Origin of the sequence: Klebsiella sp. WOUb02 (assembly GCF_050058015.1) — a bacterium.
GTDB lineage: Bacteria > Pseudomonadota > Gammaproteobacteria > Enterobacterales > Enterobacteriaceae > Klebsiella.
In genome coordinates, this window is record NZ_CP170110.1 from 1,235,576 (window position 1) to 1,253,670 (window position 18,095).

Below are 18,095 nucleotides of genomic sequence, written 5' to 3' on the forward strand. Positions count from 1 at the left end.
TCCGTTTTTTGAAATGTTGTGATATTAAATGTAATATTTTGTAATTAGATGTCCATTAAAAATTCAATATTGTGCATTAGCGCTCATCTGAACATACCAGCATCGCGCCACAAGATGCGTTGCTTAAGCCACTAATTCACGATCGGGGAAGAGAGATAAAACAGGGAGTTAACGAAGGGATGCGCCTTGCAGATCGTCACCCCGGCGCACGGCGCCGCCGGGGCATGATGTATTACTCGTCGGGTGAAACGCGGACCACGACTTTACCGAAGTTCTCGCCCTTCAGCAGGCCGATCAGCGCGCGCGGAGCGCTCTCAAGGCCGTCGATTTGCTGCTCGCGGTACTTAATTTTACCTTCCTGCACCCAGCGCCCCATCTCCTGCTGGAACTCGGCAATGCGGTGGCCGTAATCCTGGCCGATAATAAAGCCCTGCATCCGAATGCGCTTTTTCAGCAGCGTGCCCATCAGCAGCGGCAGACGGTCCGGCCCGTCGGGCAGCGCGGTCGCGTTGTAGCCGCTGACCAGGCCGCACACCGGCACCCGCGCCGAGGTATTGAGCAGCGGTAGCACCGCATCAAACACCTTACCGCCAACGTTTTCATAGTAAACGTCAATGCCCTGCGGGCAGGCCTGCGCCAGCTGTTCGGCAAAATCAGGCGCGCGGTGATCGAGGCAGACGTCAAAGCCCAGCGTCTCGACCGCGTAGCGACACTTCTCGCTGCCGCCGGCAATCCCCACGGTGCGGCAGCCTTTAAGCTTAGCAATCTGCCCTACCGTTGCGCCCACCGGCCCGGTGGCGGCGGCGACCACCAGCGTCTCGCCGGCCTTCGGCTGGCCAATATCCAGCAACCCCATATAGGCGGTAAAACCGGGTATGCCCAGCAGGCCGAGCGCCCAGGAGGGATGCTCCGGCTGCGCGCCCAGCTTCACCAGCCCGCTGCCGTCAGACAGACTCATAATCCTGCCAGCCGCCGTAGCCCAGCACCCACTCTCCGGGGGTAAAGTCGGCATGATTTGACGTCACAACCCGGCTCACCGTGCCGCCCACCATCACCGCGCCGATAGCGACCGGCGGCGAGTAGGACGGCGCATCGCTCATACGCCCGCGCATATAGGGATCTAAAGAAAGAAACACGGTGCGCAGCAGCACCTGTCCCGGGCCCGGAGACGGCACATCGCCCTCTTCCAGACGGAAATTGTCCCCGGTCGGCTCGCCGTGCGGACGAGAAGCCAGCACCCAGCGCCGGTGACGTTGCGAATTAAAAGCCATAGTAAACTCCTCTTTTCAAGACCTGTACTGAGGCTAGCCGCAATTATCCCCGCCTGCATTGGCATTATGAGGCAGATTGATTCAGCCTCACGACCAGGTAGATGCAGGAAGAAGCGGATTCATTGATAAACCGACAGTCGTTTGGCGGCCCCAGCTCCAGGCAATCTCCCGCCCGCATTTCATGGCGCGTGGCGCCTTCAACAAACACCAGCTCGCCCTGCTGCAGCCAGATCAGCTGACGCGCCAGCGCATAGGAGGCCGCGGGCATCGGAACGTCGCTGCCGGCGGGAAGCTCCACCTGCACCAGATCGATAGGCAGATCGCTGCGCGGCGAGACGTGGCGGCGCAGATAGTGGCTCTGCGGATCGCGCCACACCGGCTGGTTGGCAAAGCGCAGCAGCTTACCTTCCTGCATCTCGGCCCGGGCGATCAGCGTCGACATGCTGATGCCAAAGGCGCCGGAGAGACGCCCGAGCATCGAAGCCGTCGGGCTGCTCTCACCGCGTTCGATTTTGTGGATCATCGCCCGCGATGCGCCGGCCCGTTCCGCCAGCTCGCTCAGAGACCAGCCTCGGGACTCCCGTTCGATGCGAATGCGGGCGCTGATGCGCTGATTGATATTGTCTTCGATAGTATTCATAGCGTAATACTATAGTGTATGAAATGCGGCGTAACAAGGTGGCGAAAGCGCAGTCTGTTGCCACGGTTCTGGCTCCCATAACTCCGCCTGACGCCCCCTGCCTGGCGTACCCTGGTAAAAAATTTTGCCTAAAACAGATGACAGCGTCGCGTACATTATTGTAATAATATCGTACTACTATAGTGTACAAGAGTTGAGGTTTGCTATGACCATCCGCTATGCCTGTAAAGAGGATTGCGCGGCGATTGCCGGGATCTACAACCATGCGGTGCTGCATACCGCCGCCATCTGGAACGATAAAACCGTCGATACCGATAATCGTATTGCCTGGTTTGAAGCCCGTCAGTTGGCCGGTTTCCCGGTGCTGGTAAGCGAAGAGGACGACGTGGTGACCGGCTACGCATCGTTTGGCGACTGGCGCGCGTTCGACGGCTTTCGCCACACCGTAGAGCATTCGGTCTACGTACACCCCGAGCATCAGGGAAAAGGGCTTGGCCGCACCCTGCTCGTGGCGCTGATTAAAGAGGCCCGTCGCCTGAACAAACACGTGATGGTCGCCGGTATTGAGGCGCAGAACCACGCTTCGCTGCATCTCCATGAAACCCTCGGTTTTGTGACCACCGGCCAGATGCCGCAGGTCGGCACCAAATTCGGCCGCTGGCTGGATCTGACCTTTATGCAGCTCCAGCTCGACGATCGCCGCGATCCGGATCCCGAGGCATGAACCAGTCTCTGACGCTGGCCTGCCTTATCGCCGCCGGGATCGGGCTGGTAGTACAGAATACGCTGATGGTGCGGATCACCCAGTCCGCCTCGACAATCCTGATTGCGATGCTGCTCAATTCGCTGGTCGGGATTGTTATTTTCGTCACTATTCTGCTCCTGCGCCACGGCGCGGCGGGCGTTCATGAGCTGGCGGAGAGCGTGAAGTGGTGGACGCTGATTCCGGGCCTGCTGGGGTCATTTTTTGTCTTTGCCAGCATCAGCGGGTATCAGAACGTCGGCGCGGCAACCACCATTGCGGTGCTCATTGCCAGTCAGCTGGTCGGCGGCCTGATCATCGATTTAGTGCGCGCCCACGGCGTGCCGTTTCGCGCGCTGGTGGGGCCGTTCTGCGGAGCAGTCATGCTGGTGATTGGCGCCTGGCTGGTTGCCAGACGCCAGTTCTGAGGCGGATATCAGAGGATCGAGCCACCTTTGGTCAACTGCTCACGCCGCCCTTCCAGCTCTTCCTGGTGCTGGCGTCCGTGATGAGCAATCGTGGTGCGTAGACGCTGCTGCTGGGTATAGCGATCGTCGCGGTCGAGCTCAGCGTCATCGCTAAGCTCAACCAGCAGCTCGTTCATATGGGTAATCACCCCTTCGGCAATCGCCGCGTCCACGCGGGCGATAACCTCATCCAGATGTGCCATCCTGCCCTCCTTTCGGCTTAATTCAGTTTTACCTTCGAAAAGTCGCTGCCCATCAGGCTCACGCTATAGCCGCTGACGTTGCTGCGCGTGGCGTAGAAGGTTTTGCCCGTTGCCAGGGCGATCCACGGCGCCTGCTGATAAAAAATCTCCTGCGCCTGGCCGTACAGCTTCGCCCGCGCCTGCGGATCGCTGATCAGCAGCGCCTTCTTCACCAGCGCGTCGTAGGACTTGTCGCACCAGCGGGCAACGTTAGAGCCGGTTTTGATGTTATCACAGCTCAGAAGCGTGCCGGCAAAGTTGTCCGGATCGCCGTTATCCGACATCCAGCCGAACAGGGCGCTATCGTGTTCGCCTTTACGCATCCCGGCGAGATATTCACCCCACTCGTAGGTAACGATTTTGGCCTTAATGCCAACCTTGCTCCAGTCGCTCTGAATCATCTCCGCGATGCGGCGGGAGTTCGGGTTATACGGCCGCTGCACCGGCATCGACCACAGGGTTACCTCTGCGCCATTTTCCAGCCCGGCCTGCTTGAGCAGCGCTTTGGCCTTCTGTGGATCGTAGTCGTAGTCCGGGAGATCTTTCTTATAGCCAAGCATATTGGCCGGCAGCGGCGATTTCGCCACGGAGCCGGAGTCGAGGAACACCGCTTTAACGATCGCCTGCTTGTCGGTGGCGTAGTTCAGCGCCTGACGCACCAGCAGGTTATCGAACGGTTTTTTCTCGGTGTTAAACGCCAGATAGCCGACGTTCAGCGCTTCAACCGAGTGCAGCGCCAGATCCTTATTGCCTTTGATTACCGGGAACTGGACCGGCGAAGGCGCCGGAATAATCTGGCACTCATTGGTTTGCAGCTTCGCCAGCCGAGTTTCAACGTTTGGCGTAATCGAGAAGATCAGATGCTTTGTCGGCACCTCGCCTTCCCAATAGTGCGGGTTGGCGATGTAGCGGATCTGTGAATCCACCTTATACTGCTGCAGCGCGTACGGGCCGGTACCGATAGGCCAGGTATCGACATACTCCGGGGTGCCTTTTTTCAGCATCGCGTCGCCATATTCCGCGGAGAGAATGGAGGCGAAATCCATCCCCCAGTCGGCAAGGAATGCCGCATTGGGTTCGGTCAGCACGAACTGGACATGATAATCGTCGAGTTTTTTCACCTCTTTGATCAGCTTATCCAGGCCGACGTCGTGGAAGTATTCGTAGCTGCCCTGGGAAACGTTATGGTACGGATGTTTTGCATCCTGCTGCCGCAGCACCGAGAAGAGCACGTCATCGGCGTTGAAATCGCGGGTCGGCTTGAAGTATTTATTGCTGTTGAACTGCACGCCTTTACGCAGGGTAAAGGTCCAGGTTTTGCCATCCGGGGAGACGGTCCAGTCGATGGCCAGCGAAGGAATCGGCGTATTTTTCTGCGGATCGAACGTAATCAGGCGGTTGTAGAGCACCTGGGAGCTGGCCACAAACGAGGGGCCGGAGCTGGCAATCTGCGGGTTGAAGGATTCCGGCGAGGCTTCAGAGCAGTAGACTAGCGTATCGTTACCGGCCGCCAAGGCCGCAGCGGCCGGCAGCAGCAGCGCACTCAGCGCCAGAGCAAGACGTGTTTTCCCTGTAGACATGGTTATAAACCTTATAAATTTGTTATATGCCCCCTAATAACAGCACAGCAGGAATCAACCGGCAAATAATCAATTAGTATCAGGTTATGCTGAAAACGCCGTTTTCGCCGATTTATTCAACACCCGCCGCCTTTTTGCAGCGTTTAATCGGCTGAAATTGTCAACGGCCTAACGTTAGTCGAATCGCCGATCGCCCATCCCGCGGTGCGGCAGGTCAATTTTACCGGCTCACCGACTGCGGCAGGCCGCGTCAGCAGCGGCTGGCGATCGCTGCCGCCAGCGCGGCGGGATTTTCCCAGGCCATTGAGTGCCCGGCATCGGGCACAACCCGCAGCGTAATCCCCTGCGCGACGGCGTCCCCGACTTCCTGTGCAGGGAGCGACAGCTCGCCATAGATAAGCGTCTTCGGACAGGAAAGCTGGCAGAAAAGCGTAAACCACGATGGCGTTACGCCGGATACCAGGCTGTTCGCCCCTCGCCAGACGGCCCAGGGCGCGCTGTTCTGCAGAGACCCGAGATTCCGCCGCCAGCATCGCGGCATAGCCTCCGGCGACAAACGCCTCTTCCGTCTGTGCGGCAATCGCCCGGCTGTATACTCCGCCCCCGGCGTACAGATTGGGTTCGGCCACCAGCAGCGCCAGCACGCGTTCACCTAATCTTGCAGCCGCTTCAATGGCAATACTGCCGCCCATGCTATGGCCGTATAAGTAGCAGCGCGCCAGACTGCAGGTGGTCAAGGAGTTCTACCACCACCTGCGCCTGTTCGGTGGTGCTGTAGCCAAACGCAGCGGGTTTATCGCTATAGCCGTAGCCCGGCAGATCGATAAGCACGGCCCGGCGCCCGCTCAGCGCCGGATCGGCCGCGATTCGAGGATAGTCGTACGAGGAGGCGCACCCCAGACCGTGGATAAAAACGATCGGGTCGCCGCTACCCGGCAGGTCGAACCAGCGCACGGTAGCGCCGGCCAGGGAGGAGAAGAAAGCATGCATAGATAGGCCCCCGTCAATTGATACTGTATTTTTATGGCTATGTTTGCAGTCTCCGTTGGAAAACTTCACTATACTGTACATAATACTGTATAAAGACGTCCCCTCTCGGAGGTTCCCATGAAAAAGCAAGACGTTATACAGATCAAAAGTCTTCTTTCATCCCTGCCTGCTAATACCCGACTTCATCTCATTACCTGGCTGAATGACAACCTTCAGACGGATACCGCTTCCGTTATTGACACCAGCCCGCCTGAGTTATGTTGCCCTCACTGCCACAGTGAAAAAGCAATCCGCTGGGGACGCGATTCAGACATACAACGATATCGTTGCAAGGATTGCGGAAAAACCTTTAACAGCCTGACCGGAAGCCCGCTGGCCCGGCTCCATTACCATCAAAAATGGTTCGATTATCTGCGCTGTATGCAGGAGGGGCTGACATTACGTGAGTCCGCAAGGCGTACAGGGATTGATCTGACAACAGCATTCAGATGGCGTCATCGCTTTCTGGCTTCAGCCGCAGCAAATAATATAAATCCCCTGTCCGGGATCATTGAGGCCGATGAGACTTTTTTCCCTGAATCCAGCAAAGGCAAACGCAACATCATTCACCGAAAAGCCAGAAAACGCGGCGGGGAGGTGGATAAGCGAAAAAAACAGGAACAGGTGCCAGTCGTCATAGCCTGTGACCGGCAGGGGCGTGTGAGTGACTGCATCCCCCCGGAATTTGATACTGAAAATATTCATCGATTCCTTGAGCCGATAGCAGACAAGGATTCAATTCTGTGTACGGACGGTGCCTGCTGGTACAGGACGTTTGCCAGTGAACACGGGATGAACCACTACCGTCTTATAGCACTGGATAATCAGCGTGTTATCGACAGTGTATTCCATATACAGCATGTGAATGGCTATATCAGTCGTTTAAAAGGCTGGATGAAGCGATTTCATGGTGTAGGGACTGCATATCTGCCGAATTATCTGGCCTGGAGGCGGCTGTTTGAGACCACCGTAATTGATGTGAAAGTCTGGCTACAAATTGCATTACGGCATAACCAACATACTTTGCAAACATAGCCATTTTTATACAGTAATAATTGGCGAATGCCAACGTTTTCTTCGTCTCAGAACAGCGAAATGAGCAGCGCGGTCGGAAAGCTAAACGGCCAGGTTGCGCCGATCAGCAGCGCGGCCAGCAGGCGAATCAGACGGCTCTCTTTGGTTAAAAACCAGCTGATAACTGCGCAGATAAATCCCATCACCGCATAAAAAATCAGCATCTTTTGATATAGGGTCATTCTTAGTCCTTCCCTGAAAACGCCCTTACGGCGCGCCTCTTTCAGCAGCGGAAAGCGGGCCAGAGATTGATGCACGACAAAGTAAAAATGCTGCGCGTAGCCAACAGAAAACGCCCTATTCGTCCTTGTCTGATAGCACATCCTTTGACCTCGTACTATACCTGTAGAGGCTTACTCATAAAGGTGGCGTTATGGATGTTTCCAGCAAAACCGTAATTCTGATTAATGTCGGCGCAGCGTTTGCGCTTATTAGCCTGTTATCCGTTCGTTTTGGTTGGTTTTACTGATTTTTTCTCAGCAAAGAAACCTAAAAAAGCAGCCTTAAAGGGCTGCTTTTTTACGATTTGATAGCGGCCGTATGGACGGTGTCCACCCGCGACGCAGCCTGCGACACGGCGGTAGCCTTGAGGTACTCAGGATTATACGCCGGCAGCGGATTGACCTTTTCGCTATCCCATTCAGCGGAGAGACAAACGGCTTCGCTCGCCCCCTGTTTTTCACAACTTAAAACGCGCTGAGCGGGCAGGTTTCCATAGAGGATGCCGCTGGCACCGGCCACCAGCAGAAAAAATGCTATGTTTTTCAAAACAAAATCAACTTCAAAGTAACAAATTATGACAAATGTTCGCATGGCCGCCCCGTCAAAGTCAAACGCCAAACGGCCGCTAACATTCAATAGATACAAATTCGATCTAACCATTAACATTAATTAAACATTAATTTTAACTAAGGAAGGTGCGATTTAATCGTCAGTTATGAGAATATAACCCTTTCTTTGCCATAGACTTTTCACGATGCCCGCTCTTGCCAGCTATTCCTCCCGCAAAAAACAGTTCCTCGACCGTATGGATGTTCTCGTCCCGTGGTCCGATATCGCTGATATTCTGCTCCCGTGGTATCCCTCGTCCCGACGGGGACGCAGACCTTTTCCTCTGCTGCTCATGCTGCGCATTCACTGCCTGCAACTCTGGTTTGACCTCAGTGACAGTGCTGCCGAAGATGCCCTCCATGACATGCTGCCATTTCGTCAGTTTGCCGGTATCGACTGCTGCGTCCCCGACCGCACCACCATCATGAATTTCCGTCATTTTCTGGAGAAACATAATGCCGGTGAACAGGTACTGTCCCTGATTAACCTTAAACTGAAGCAGGCAGGACTGATGATGCGTAAGGGCGTGATTATCGATGCCACCATCATCTCCGCTCCCTGCTCTGTGAAAAATAAATCCGGGCAACGTGACCCGGAGATGCACCAGACCCGTAAGGGAAATCAGTGGTACTTCGGTATGAAAGCGCATATTGCGGTTGATGCCGCGACAGGCCTGACTGAAAAAGTGGTCACCACCGCCGCAAATGAGCATGACCTTAATCAGGCGGAAAATCTGATTACGGAGCCTGTGGAAGTGGTGTTTGCTGATGCCGGATACAGGGGGGCGGAAAAGCGGGAGTCACTGAGCGGGCTGTCAAAATACTGGTTTATTGCGAAAGGCCCGCTTGCTGTAAAAGAAATGAAACAGCATCCACGTCGGAATAAACAGGCACTTCATGATGAATTTGTGAAAGCCAGTATCAGGGCGAAGGTTGAACATCCGTTCCGGATACTGAAATGCCAGTTTGGTTTCAGAAAGACCCGATTACGGGGTCTGAGGAAAAATCACAACCGGCTGTCAATGCTGTTTGCGATGGGGAATCTGGTTCGCGCAGCGCAACTGGCGGGAATAGCGTAAATAATGTGCAAAATGAGGGTGTTCTTTGCCATTCATTGAATAATGGAGAGCAAATATTCACCAGTACAAAGTGCTCGTAGACGTCTTACAGAGAGAAAATACAGCTCAGCGAAGAACCCCGCTGAACCCCACCGATTAAATCGCACCTTCCTTAAATCTCACTTTGCCGCCAGAGCGCTAAAAATGCGGACAACCCCATGATTGGTGAGGCCTTAGGCCAATCCCCACCGCCCCAGCCTGTCCGGTTTTCATTTGAAAGAGAACAAATACCATTTGCGTTATTTCAAAGATGAATTTACATTCATAAACATTGGTTATGAATACCTTTTCAGTTGCTCATTTTAAATTTGAGGTGGAATATGTCCGGGATTGCCGTGCTTATTGTGGCGTTAATATTACTGGTTATCGCAATCTACAATCTTATTTCTTACGTGCGCGAACGCCGTCAGTCAAACCTGCCGAGTAAAAAGGATAAACGCTAGGCTAATGCATTAGCGTCGCTGAAGAGCCTCGGCAATAGCGAAAAATTTATTTACCATTCTCATTTTGTGCGTATTGGCTCAGGCACCCGGCGGCGTGGGTGTGTTGCGTCAATGTAACCACTTTCGCAATCAATAGCGTAGACCAACCTCTTTCCTGCACCCCGTGCCATCTACCCCGCTGTGATTATTCCCACGCTCGTGCGGCCACCCGTGACGGCGGCTTCCGGGCAGGCGAAACGCACCCGCGCCGTTCAGCCGCAGAGGAAATTATCCGGGGTAAACGTGAACGAAACATCCCGCGACGCGGAAAAGGCGCAAAAAAAGCCCCTGCACGGCTGATGCAGGGGCGAGGATATTTGCGGGCCCCATCCGGCGCTTATCTCCGGCACTCATCATGGCTTAGCTCTTGAAGGGGCATAAGAATAGTCTCATATTCCCCTCCCCTTGTCTTAGCAATTTCTGTCATCGATGATTATTAGCCGGCTAACATAATCAGCAGGTTATTATTGCACTTCACGGCCCGCCGTTTTACCGCCAACCGGCCTGCGCCAAATCCAATCCAACCGCCCGGCGTTCCTGTTCACTTATTCGATCCTGTGCCATCATTCTAAGAGGCTAATAAATAAAGCGCCATTAGCTGCTCAAGCGCGACAGATAGCCGTTTTCCCTCTATGAGCATGTGCCGCCGACTGATTCACGGCTGCTGCAATTCGCCGAACAGATCAACCCCTCCTCACAGCCCATTCTGGTCCCGGTGATAGATGCGCCAGGCCCGGCGGGAAACTCTTACTGGAACGTCGAAGCGGCGATAAAAAAAGTCGGCGGGAAGATGCGCCTCGGCTGGGATATTCATCTGTGGCGCGGATGTTTCCTGGTCGCCACCCATCACGCGGTCCTGCAGACCGCTGAAGGCGAGTTTTTCGATGTCACCCAAAGACCGCCGGTTTCTGGCTCCCCCTCGCTGACCACCTTTATTCCCGATGATTCTGTCAGCATCAGCCTGGATAAATCTCCGGCGGTAGCGTCGCGCTTTCTGCTGCTGAACGAAAGTCCGGAAATCACCGGCTATATCCGCGCCTATGAGAATCTGAACCAGTTCGAAAAAAGAATGAGCGATGCGCTGTATGAGTACGGCTATCGCTGTGAAACCAACAGAACGATGGCGACGGGCGTGCCGGGCGCGAAAGCCAACCTCGTTAACGTCGATGAAGCGAAAGTCAGCGAAATCAGGGATAAAATTTCAGAGCTGAGCTGGATAATGAAAGACAAGATAATCAAGCTAAAACGCTATTCTGATTCGATTAACGGCCTGGCGCGCCACTGATTGCCAGATACCGCCGCCGACGGGCCAGAACGCGCTCCGTCGGCGGCATGCTGCGTTTAGTGCTTGATCATTACGTGGCGCACGACGGTGTAATCCTCCAGGCCATACATCGACATATCCTTGCCGTAGCCCGACAGCTTTTGCCCGCCGTGCGGCATCTCGCTCACCAGCATAAAGTGGGTATTCACCCAGGTGCAGCCGTACTGCAGGCGCGCGCTGAGACGATGCGCTCTGCCAACGTCCCGGGTCCACACCGACGAGGCCAGGCCGTACTGCGAATCATTGGCCCAGGCCAGCGCCTGCTCCTCGTCGCTGAACGCGGTAACGCTCACTACCGGACCAAACACCTCGCGCTGGACAATATCATCCTCCTGCTTCGCCCCGGCCAGCAGCGTCGGCTGGTAGTAGTACCCCTTCCCTGGCGCCTTGCTGCCGCCGGTCACCACTTTGATGTGCGCCAGCGCGCGCGCGGCATCAACGGCGGCGCTGACCCGCTCGAGGTGCGCCTGCGAGCTGACCGGACCCAGCTCCGTCGCGGCATCTTCCGGCGGGCCGATTTTCAGGCTGGCAACCGCCGCCCCCAGTTTCTCCACCAGCTGGTCGTAAATGCCCTGCTGGGCGTAGATGCGGCAGGCGGCGGTGCAGTCCTGGCCGGCGTTATAGAAACCGAAGGTCCGCACGCCCTCGACGACCGCCTCAATATCCGCATCGTCAAAGACAATCACCGGCGCCTTGCCGCCCAGCTCCATATGCGTCCGCTTAATCGAGGAGGCCGTATGGCCAATAATATGCGCCCCGGTGGCTATCGACCCGGTCAGCGAGACCATCCGCACCTTTTGATGGCCGGTCAGAGGATCGCCAACGGTTTTACCGCGGCCAAACAGCACGTTGAGGACACCGGCCGGGAAGATATCTTTTGCCAGCTCGGCCAGCTTCAGCGCCGTCAGCGGCGTGATCTCTGAAGGCTTAATCACCACGCAGTTCCCCGCCGCCAGCGCCGGCGCCAGCTTCCAGGCCGCCATCATCAGCGGATAGTTCCACGGGGCGATGGAGGCCACCACCCCAACCGGATCCCGGCGGATCATCGAGGTGTGCCCTTCCAGGTACTCACCGGCCGCCATCCCGGGCAGGCAGCGGGCGGCGCCGGCAAAGAAACGAAACACATCCGCCACCGCCGGCAGCTCGTCGTTAATCACGCAGTGCAGCGGTTTACCGCAGTTCAGCGACTCCAGCCTGGCGAGGGTTTCCGCGTGCGCGGTAATCACGTCCGCCAGCTGGAGCAGGCACTCCGCGCGGGTTTTCGGCGTGGTCTGGCTCCAGCCGACAAAGGCCCGATCCGCCGCCTCAACCGCCGCATCCACCTGGGCCGCCGTCGCCTCCGCAATCTCCAGCAGCGCTTCGCCATTAGCAGGATTGAATACCGGCACCAGTTCGCCTTCACCCGCCACTAATTCGCCGTTGATCAAAAGGTTATGTTGCATAGTATGATCCTGTACACGTCAGTTATTTGCCGTTTTCAGCGCCAATGTCGCCGTCACGGGTTAGCCACCAGGCCCCTAAAATCGGAATGGTCGTCACCAGCATCACCAGCAGCGCGACAACGTTGGTTATCGGTACATCGCGCGGGCGTCCCAGCTGATTCAGCAGCCACAGCGGGAGCGTGCGCTCGTGCCCGGCGGTAAAGGTGGTGACGATAATTTCATCAAACGACAGCGCGAACGCCAGCATGCCCCCGGCCAGCAGCGCCGACCCCAGGTTGGGCAATACCACGTAGCGGAAGGTCTGCCAGCCCGTCGCGCCTAAATCCATCGACGCCTCCACCAGGCTCCAGGAGGTGCGGCGAAAGCGGGCGATTACATTGTTAAATACCACCACCACGCAGAAGGTGGCGTGCCCCACCACGATGGTAAAGAGGCCCGGTTCGAGGTTAATCGCCTTAAACGCCGTCAGCAGCGCGAGGCCGGTAATGATCCCCGGTAGCGCGATGGGCAGCAGCAGCAGCAGCGACACCGCGCTCTTGCCAAAAAAGGCGCTGCGCCACAGGGCTCCTGCAGCTAGCGTGCCAAGTACCAGCGCGATTGCGGTCGATAGCGCGGCAATTTTCAGTGACAGTGTCACTGATTCGATGATATCGCTCCGCCCGGCCGCTTCGCTAAACCAGCGCAGCGTCAGGCCCTGCGGCGGAAAGCTAAAGGCGGCGTCCTCGGTGTTAAAGGCGTACAGGGCGATGATCAGCAGAGGAAAATGCAGGAAGATCACCCCGCCCCAGGTCGCTATTTTTAGAAACAGCGGTGCGCGTTCAGAGTGCATCAAACGCTCCCAGGCGTTTAACAAACGCCAGATAAAGGGCAATCAGGACGATCGGCACGAGGGTAAACGCCGCCGCCATCGGCATATTGCCAATCGCTCCCTGCTGGGAATAGACCATATTGCCGATAAAAAATCCCGGCGGCCCCACCAGCTGCGGCACGATAAAATCGCCCAGCGTCAGCGAGAAGGTAAAAATCGACCCGGCGGCAATGCCCGGAATAGCCAGCGGCAGCACCACGAAGCGAAAGGTTTGCCGCGGCCGGGCGCCGAGGTCGGCGGAAGCCTGCAGCAGCGACGCCGGAATACGCTCCAGCGCCGCCTGCACCGGCAGGATCATAAACGGCAGCCAGATATAGACAAAGACCAGGAAGCGGCCCAGCCCCGAGGTCGACAGCGTATTGCCGCCCACCGCCGGGATCGTCAGCAGCAGATTCAGCGCGCCTTCCACCCCGAGATGGCGCAGAAACCACTGCGCCACGCCATCTTTCGCCAGCAGCAGCGTCCAGGCGTAGGCCTTAACGATATAGCTGGCCCACATCGGCAGCATCACGGCAATATAGAAAAATGCCTTCATTTTGCCGCTGGTGTAGCGGGCCATATACCACGCCATCGGCAGGGCCAGAATGGCGCTGGCCAGCGTGACCGTCAGCGCCATCACCAGCGTACGGATAATAATGTCGTAGTTGGCCGGGTTAAATAGCGCCTTGAGATTAGCCAGCGTCAGGTCGGTAGTGACCGACATGGTGAAGTCGTCGAAGGTATAGAAGCTTTGCCACAGCAGCGTCAGCAGCGAGCCCAGATAGACGATGCCAAACCACATCAGCGGACCAAGCAGCAGCAGAAACAGCCCCAGCGACGGCCGGCGCCAGAAAAGCCCCGACAGGCGGCCGGAGGGAGCGTTGGCGATAAGCGTTGCCATATCAGCCACCGTTATCCAGAGGGACCATCGCCGCCCGCGACCACGACGCCTGCACCCTTTGTCCCGCCTGCGGAGCGCTCAGCGCCGCGCCGCCGTCGCTATTCGCCTGGCTCACCAGCAGCCGGTCGCCGTCGGCCAGCTTTAGCTCAATTCGCGTTGCCGCGCCCTGATACTGCACCGCCTGCACGACGCCCTCGACCTGAACCTCTCCGCCGCCGTGCAGCCGGATATGTTCCGGACGCAGCGACCAGCTGCCCGGCATGCCGCACAGCCGGGCGGAGAGTTCGGCGTCAAAGACGTTGGCCGTACCGACGAACCCGGCGACAAAGGCCGTTTTCGGACGCAGGTAGAGATCCTGCGGCGCGTCGACCTGCTCGATGCGCCCGTGATTGAACACCGCCACCCGATCGGACATCGACAGCGCTTCGCTCTGGTCGTGGGTGACAAAAATAAAGGTGATCCCCAGCGCCTGCTGCAGCTTTTTCAGCTCCAGCTGCATCTGCTCGCGCAGCTTTAAATCCAGCGCCCCCAGCGGCTCATCCAGCAGCAGCACGCGAGGCTCGTTGACCAGCGCACGGGCTATCGCCACCCGCTGGCGCTGGCCGCCGGAAAGCTGGGACGGTTTGCGCGCGTGGACAAAGCCGAGGGCCACCTTCTCCAGCGCCTGCTGGGCGCGGCGGTGGCGCTCTTTTTTAGCGATCCCCTTCACCATCAGCCCGTAGGCGACGTTATCGAGGATCGACATATGGGGAAACAGCGCGTAGTCCTGAAAGACGGTATTGACGTCGCGCTGCCACGGCGGCAGCTCGCTGGCCTGCTGACCAAAAATGGTAATCTCCCCGCCGGAGAGCTGTTCAAAACCGGCAATCAGCCGCAGGCAGGTGGTTTTGCCGGAGCCGGACGGCCCCAGCATTGAGAAGAACTCGCCGTCGCGGATGGCAATGCTGACGCCATCCACCGCGCGCACGTCGCCATACAGCCGCGAGACGTTATGAAACTCTACCGCATACGTCATTTCACGCCTCCGACCGCTCAACGGCCGCCCATAATCGCAATATAGTCCTGAGTCCAGCGGCTGTAGGGGACGAACTTGCCGCCTTCCGCAATCGGGGTTTTCCAGAAGGCGATTTTGGCGAACTGGTCATAGCCGTTGGTTGCGCAACCTTTCTCTCCCAGCAGCGGGCTGGCTTTACAGCCCTCCGGCACCACCGGCAGCGAGCCGAACCACGCCGCCACGTCGCCCTGCACCTTCGGCGTCAGCGACCAGTTCATCCATTTATAGGCGCAGACCGGATGCTTCGCGTCGCTGTGCAGCATGGTGGTATCCGCCCAGCCGGTCACCCCCTCTTTCGGGAAGACGGTGGCGATAGGCTGGCCCTCACTTTTAAGGCCGTTGGCCTGATACGGCCACGCGCTGGAGGCGACAACGCCTTCGTTTTTAAAATCGCTCATCTGCACGGTGGTGTCGTGCCAGTAGCGGTGAATCAGGCCATGCTGATCGCGCAGCACCTTCAGCACCGCCTGATACTGCTCCTCGGTAAGCTGATAGGGGTCGCTAATACCGAGCCTGCGGCTGGGTGGCCTTAACGAACAGGGCCGCGTCGGCGATATAGATCGGCCCGTCGTAGGCCTGCACGCGGCCCTGATTACTTTTACCGTCGCTAAGATTTTGTTTTACAAACACCACGTTCCAGCTATCCGGCGGGGTCGGGAACACTTTGGTGTTATACATCAGCAGGTTTGGCCCCCACTGGTAGGGCGTACCGTAGACTTTACCACCGACGTTAAACCACGCGCCTTTTTCCACCCGCGGGTCGAGCGTCTTCCAGTTGGCGATCAGCGCCGGGTTAATCGGCTGCACGCGTTTCCCCATGATCAGGCGCAGCGAGGCGTCGCCGGAGGCGGTCACCAGGTCATAGCCCCCTTTCGCCATCAGACTGACCATCTCATCCGAGGTGGCGGCGGTTTTCACGTTGACCTGGCATCCGCTCTCTTTCTCAAACTGGGTGACCCAGTCGTAGTTTTTATCGGTCTGACCGCGTTCGATATATCCCGGCCAGGCGATAATATCGAGCCGGCCTTCGCCTTTATCCAGTGAGGTCGGCGGCTCCGCGGCCTGCGCGGTCAGGAAGGCCATACCCAGCACACACAGGCTGCCACGGGCAATTTTTTTGCTCATCGGGTGTTACTCCTGTCACAATAAAATTAGCGGCAGCCGTGCCGTAAAAATATCTCCCTTAATAACAGTAGACGGCGCGCTATGCCTCTCACGGGAAATTTATTCAGGTTGTGACCAGGGGCGCATTCCGCAAAAAACGGCAACAGCTGAACGACAATATGGATTATAGACAAGGAGTTAGAGGCCGGGAACGGCTATGCGAATTTCCTATGACCGATACCGGTAAAATAACGACCGGTATCGTCTGATAATAATATGTAGTTATTTTTCCGCGTGCGCTTAGCCGTAGAGAAAATAAGCCTACGGCTCAGCCAGCAGCTCACGAATAAGCTCGCCCAGGCGTTTCACCCCCTGCTCTTCTCTTTCCCCCCAGCCCCAGGCGGTATTAAAGCGGAAGAATGAGGTCCAGCTGGCGGTGGTGGAGAACATTTTGCCCGGCGCAATGCTGATGTTATCGCGCAGGGCGCGGGCGCTCAGCTCCCCGGCATCGGCCCCCGCCGGCAGCTCCAGCCAGAGAAAGTAGCCGCTGTCGCTGTGGTGGATTTTGACTTCAGCGGGCAGATGGCGCAGCAGCGCCTGCCAGGCCTGCTGCTTGCGCTCGGCCAGCTGGCGACGCAGGCGGCGCAGATGGGCGTCGTAGCGTCGGGTCGAGAGATAGTCCACCAGCGCCATCTGCATCGGCGAACTGGTCGACAGCGTGCTCATCAGCTGCAGTTGCTGAATACGCCGGGCGTGCCTGCCGGCGGCCACCCAGCCGATGCGAAAGCCGGGCACCAGGCATTTAGAAAAGGAGCTGCAGTGAAGGGTCATATCCTGGTGGTCCCAGAATTTGGCGGGCAGCGGCTTCTCGCGGCCAAAATAGAGTTCGCTGTAGACGTCATCTTCGATCAGCACCACGCCGTAGCGCGCCAGGAGCGCAACCAGGCGCGCCTTTTTCCCGGCGCTGAGGGTAAAGCCGAGCGGATTCTGGCCGTTGGTCATCAGCCAGCAGGCCTTCACCGGATAGTTCTGCAGCGCCTGCTCCAGCGCCGCCAGATCGATCCCCTCTTTGACGTCCGTCGCCACCGACAGCGCCTTCAGCCGCAGCCTTTCCAGCGCCTGCAGCGCGCCATAGAAGCAGGGATTCTCCACCACCACCCAGTCGCCCGGCTCGGTGACCGCCTGCAGGCTCAGGTTGAGCGCCTCCAGCGCGCCGGCGGTGATCACGATCTCATCCGGCGAAATGTTCATGCCCTGCAGCGCGTAGCGGCGGGCAATGGCGTGGCGCAGCTCGTCGTTACCCGGCGGCAGGTTTTCAATCACGCTCATCGCCGAGGCGGTTTTACTGACCTGGGCCAGGGAGCGGTTGAGCTGCTGGAGAGGAAACAGGCGCGGGTCGGGAAAAGCGGAGGCAAAAGGCAGCATCGAGGCCTGGCGGCTGGCCTGCAGCACCTCAAAAATATAGGTGTTGATATCCACCGACTCATGGCGGGTCACCTGCGCCGGCGGCTCAGGCGGGCGCGACTTAACCGGTTTGGGCGCAACGTAGTAGCCCGACTGCGGGCGGGCGATAATTCGTCCCTGGCTCTCCAGCAGCTGATAGGCGTGGCTGACCGTCATAAAACTCATTCCGCTGCTGACCACCTGCTCGCGCAGCGAGGGCAAGCGGTCGCCGGGCTGCCAGACGCCGAGCGCAATCTGTTCGGTCAGTTGCTGTGCCAGCTGTTGGTACTTTTTCATAGGTAGGTCCGCGGATGAACATAGTGGCCTATAGTATAACAGCTGATAAAAAATGGCAGTTTATAAAAACTGTTATGCGTACGCCTTCGCCCCGCGATGGCGAAAATCCATAACAGTCATCCGACTGTTATAGGAAAAAAGAGTCTTTCTGCTTCTGCAACCGCAGGCGAGCGACGCCTAAAATTATGCTGAATCAATTTTGTTGCGG

The 18,095-nt window shown here is 57.4% G+C and carries 17 protein-coding genes and 4 pseudogenes; 8 read left to right on the forward strand and 13 right to left on the reverse strand.

All coding sequences use genetic code 11. From position 1 onward, the window contains the following. Window positions 1-232: 232 nt before the first annotated feature. Both ABOC21_RS12770 and ABOC21_RS12775 read right to left on the reverse strand, forming a co-directional pair. A pseudogene (locus ABOC21_RS12770) lies at window positions 233-1,271 on the reverse strand (NADP-dependent oxidoreductase). Window positions 1,272-1,335: 64 nt separating this feature from the next. Then, the gene (locus ABOC21_RS12775) at window positions 1,336-1,911 is read right to left on the reverse strand and encodes a helix-turn-helix domain-containing protein (RefSeq protein WP_426814820.1); all 576 of its coding nucleotides are present in this window, start codon (window positions 1,909-1,911) and stop codon (window positions 1,336-1,338) included. Window positions 1,912-2,116: 205 nt separating this feature from the next. Here ABOC21_RS12775 and ABOC21_RS12780 point away from each other — a divergent pair, with 205 nt between their 5' ends. Both ABOC21_RS12780 and ABOC21_RS12785 read left to right on the forward strand, forming a co-directional pair. Next, on the forward strand, window positions 2,117-2,635 hold the full coding sequence (locus ABOC21_RS12780; RefSeq protein ID WP_426814821.1) for an N-acetyltransferase family protein: 519 nt from the start codon (window positions 2,117-2,119) through the stop codon (window positions 2,633-2,635). Then, a complete protein-coding gene (locus tag ABOC21_RS12785) occupies window positions 2,632-3,081 on the forward strand; it encodes a DMT family transporter (protein WP_426814822.1) in 450 nt (149 codons plus the stop codon). Before ABOC21_RS12780 ends, ABOC21_RS12785 begins: the two co-directional genes overlap by 4 nt. Window positions 3,082-3,089: 8 nt before the next feature. Here the strand turns inward: ABOC21_RS12785 and ABOC21_RS12790 are convergent, their stop codons facing one another. Then, on the reverse strand, window positions 3,090-3,323 hold the full coding sequence (locus tag ABOC21_RS12790; RefSeq protein WP_426814823.1) for a YdcY family protein: 234 nt from the start codon (window positions 3,321-3,323) through the stop codon (window positions 3,090-3,092). A gap of 17 nt (window positions 3,324-3,340) precedes the next feature. Beyond that, window positions 3,341-4,942, reverse strand: coding sequence for an ABC transporter substrate-binding protein (locus ABOC21_RS12795; RefSeq protein WP_426814824.1), 1,602 nt, complete (start codon window positions 4,940-4,942; stop codon window positions 3,341-3,343). 174 nt (window positions 4,943-5,116) lie between these two features. Here ABOC21_RS12795 and ABOC21_RS12800 point away from each other — a divergent pair. Next, window positions 5,117-5,194: pseudogene (locus ABOC21_RS12800) on the forward strand (hypothetical protein); the annotation flags it as partial. Here the strand turns inward: ABOC21_RS12800 and ABOC21_RS12805 are convergent. Then, window positions 5,193-5,932: pseudogene (locus ABOC21_RS12805) on the reverse strand (alpha/beta fold hydrolase). The pseudogenes ABOC21_RS12800 and ABOC21_RS12805 overlap by 2 nt on opposite strands. A gap of 117 nt (window positions 5,933-6,049) precedes the next feature. Between ABOC21_RS12805 and ABOC21_RS12810 the strand changes: the two are divergent. Further along, window positions 6,050-7,006, forward strand: coding sequence for an IS1595 family transposase (locus ABOC21_RS12810; protein ID WP_426814825.1), 957 nt, complete (start codon window positions 6,050-6,052; stop codon window positions 7,004-7,006). Window positions 7,007-7,053: 47 nt separating this feature from the next. On the opposite strand, the gene ABOC21_RS12815 is transcribed toward ABOC21_RS12810, so the two are convergent. Next, window positions 7,054-7,227 carry a GhoT/OrtT family toxin gene (locus ABOC21_RS12815; protein WP_095097536.1) on the reverse strand — a complete coding sequence of 58 codons (174 nt, stop codon included), beginning with the start codon at window positions 7,225-7,227 and terminating at the stop codon, window positions 7,054-7,056. A gap of 191 nt (window positions 7,228-7,418) precedes the next feature. Here ABOC21_RS12815 and yncL point away from each other — a divergent pair, with 191 nt between their 5' ends. Beyond that, a complete protein-coding gene (gene yncL, locus ABOC21_RS12820; RefSeq protein ID WP_071844919.1) occupies window positions 7,419-7,514 on the forward strand; it encodes a stress response membrane protein YncL in 96 nt (31 codons plus the stop codon). Between the two features lie 50 nt (window positions 7,515-7,564). Here yncL and ABOC21_RS12825 read toward each other — a convergent pair whose 3' ends face one another. Further along, window positions 7,565-7,858, reverse strand: a complete 294-nt coding sequence (locus ABOC21_RS12825; RefSeq protein WP_426814826.1) for a hypothetical protein — start codon at window positions 7,856-7,858, stop codon at window positions 7,565-7,567. Between the two features lie 163 nt (window positions 7,859-8,021). On the opposite strand from ABOC21_RS12825, the gene ABOC21_RS12830 reads away from it, so the two are divergent. The 3 genes from ABOC21_RS12830 to ABOC21_RS12840 all read left to right on the forward strand — a co-directional run bounded on the left by ABOC21_RS12830 (window position 8,022) and on the right by ABOC21_RS12840 (window position 10,760). Continuing rightward, window positions 8,022-8,954 carry an IS5 family transposase gene (locus tag ABOC21_RS12830; protein WP_426814827.1) on the forward strand — a complete coding sequence of 311 codons (933 nt, stop codon included), beginning with the start codon at window positions 8,022-8,024 and terminating at the stop codon, window positions 8,952-8,954. Window positions 8,955-9,313: 359 nt separating this feature from the next. Then, entirely contained in the window at window positions 9,314-9,436 is a 123-nt protein-coding gene (locus ABOC21_RS12835) for a small membrane protein (RefSeq protein WP_426814828.1), read from the forward strand. Between the two features lie 679 nt (window positions 9,437-10,115). Further along, window positions 10,116-10,760 carry a hypothetical protein gene (locus ABOC21_RS12840; protein WP_426814829.1) on the forward strand — a complete coding sequence of 215 codons (645 nt, stop codon included), beginning with the start codon at window positions 10,116-10,118 and terminating at the stop codon, window positions 10,758-10,760. A gap of 56 nt (window positions 10,761-10,816) precedes the next feature. Here ABOC21_RS12840 and patD read toward each other — a convergent pair whose 3' ends face one another. The 6 genes and pseudogenes from patD to ABOC21_RS12870 form a co-directional block, all read right to left on the reverse strand. Next, the gene (patD, locus tag ABOC21_RS12845) at window positions 10,817-12,241 is read right to left on the reverse strand and encodes an aminobutyraldehyde dehydrogenase (RefSeq protein WP_426814830.1); all 1,425 of its coding nucleotides are present in this window, start codon (window positions 12,239-12,241) and stop codon (window positions 10,817-10,819) included. 22 nt (window positions 12,242-12,263) lie between these two features. Further along, complete coding sequence (locus ABOC21_RS12850) at window positions 12,264-13,070, reverse strand: ABC transporter permease (protein WP_426814831.1); 807 nt, start codon at window positions 13,068-13,070, stop codon at window positions 12,264-12,266. Continuing rightward, on the reverse strand, window positions 13,060-13,989 hold the full coding sequence (locus ABOC21_RS12855) for an ABC transporter permease (RefSeq protein ID WP_426814832.1): 930 nt from the start codon (window positions 13,987-13,989) through the stop codon (window positions 13,060-13,062). The genes ABOC21_RS12850 and ABOC21_RS12855 overlap by 11 nt, the downstream gene beginning before the upstream one ends. Window position 13,990: 1 nt before the next feature. Continuing rightward, window positions 13,991-15,004: an ABC transporter ATP-binding protein gene (locus ABOC21_RS12860; protein ID WP_426814833.1), complete on the reverse strand. Its 1,014-nt coding sequence runs from the start codon at window positions 15,002-15,004 to the stop codon at window positions 13,991-13,993. Between the two features lie 17 nt (window positions 15,005-15,021). Beyond that, window positions 15,022-16,168, reverse strand: a pseudogene (ydcS, locus tag ABOC21_RS12865) (putative ABC transporter substrate-binding protein YdcS). A 300-nt stretch (window positions 16,169-16,468) separates the two neighbouring features. Next, window positions 16,469-17,887, reverse strand: coding sequence for a PLP-dependent aminotransferase family protein (locus tag ABOC21_RS12870; protein ID WP_426814834.1), 1,419 nt, complete (start codon window positions 17,885-17,887; stop codon window positions 16,469-16,471). Window positions 17,888-18,095: the final 208 nt, after the last annotated feature.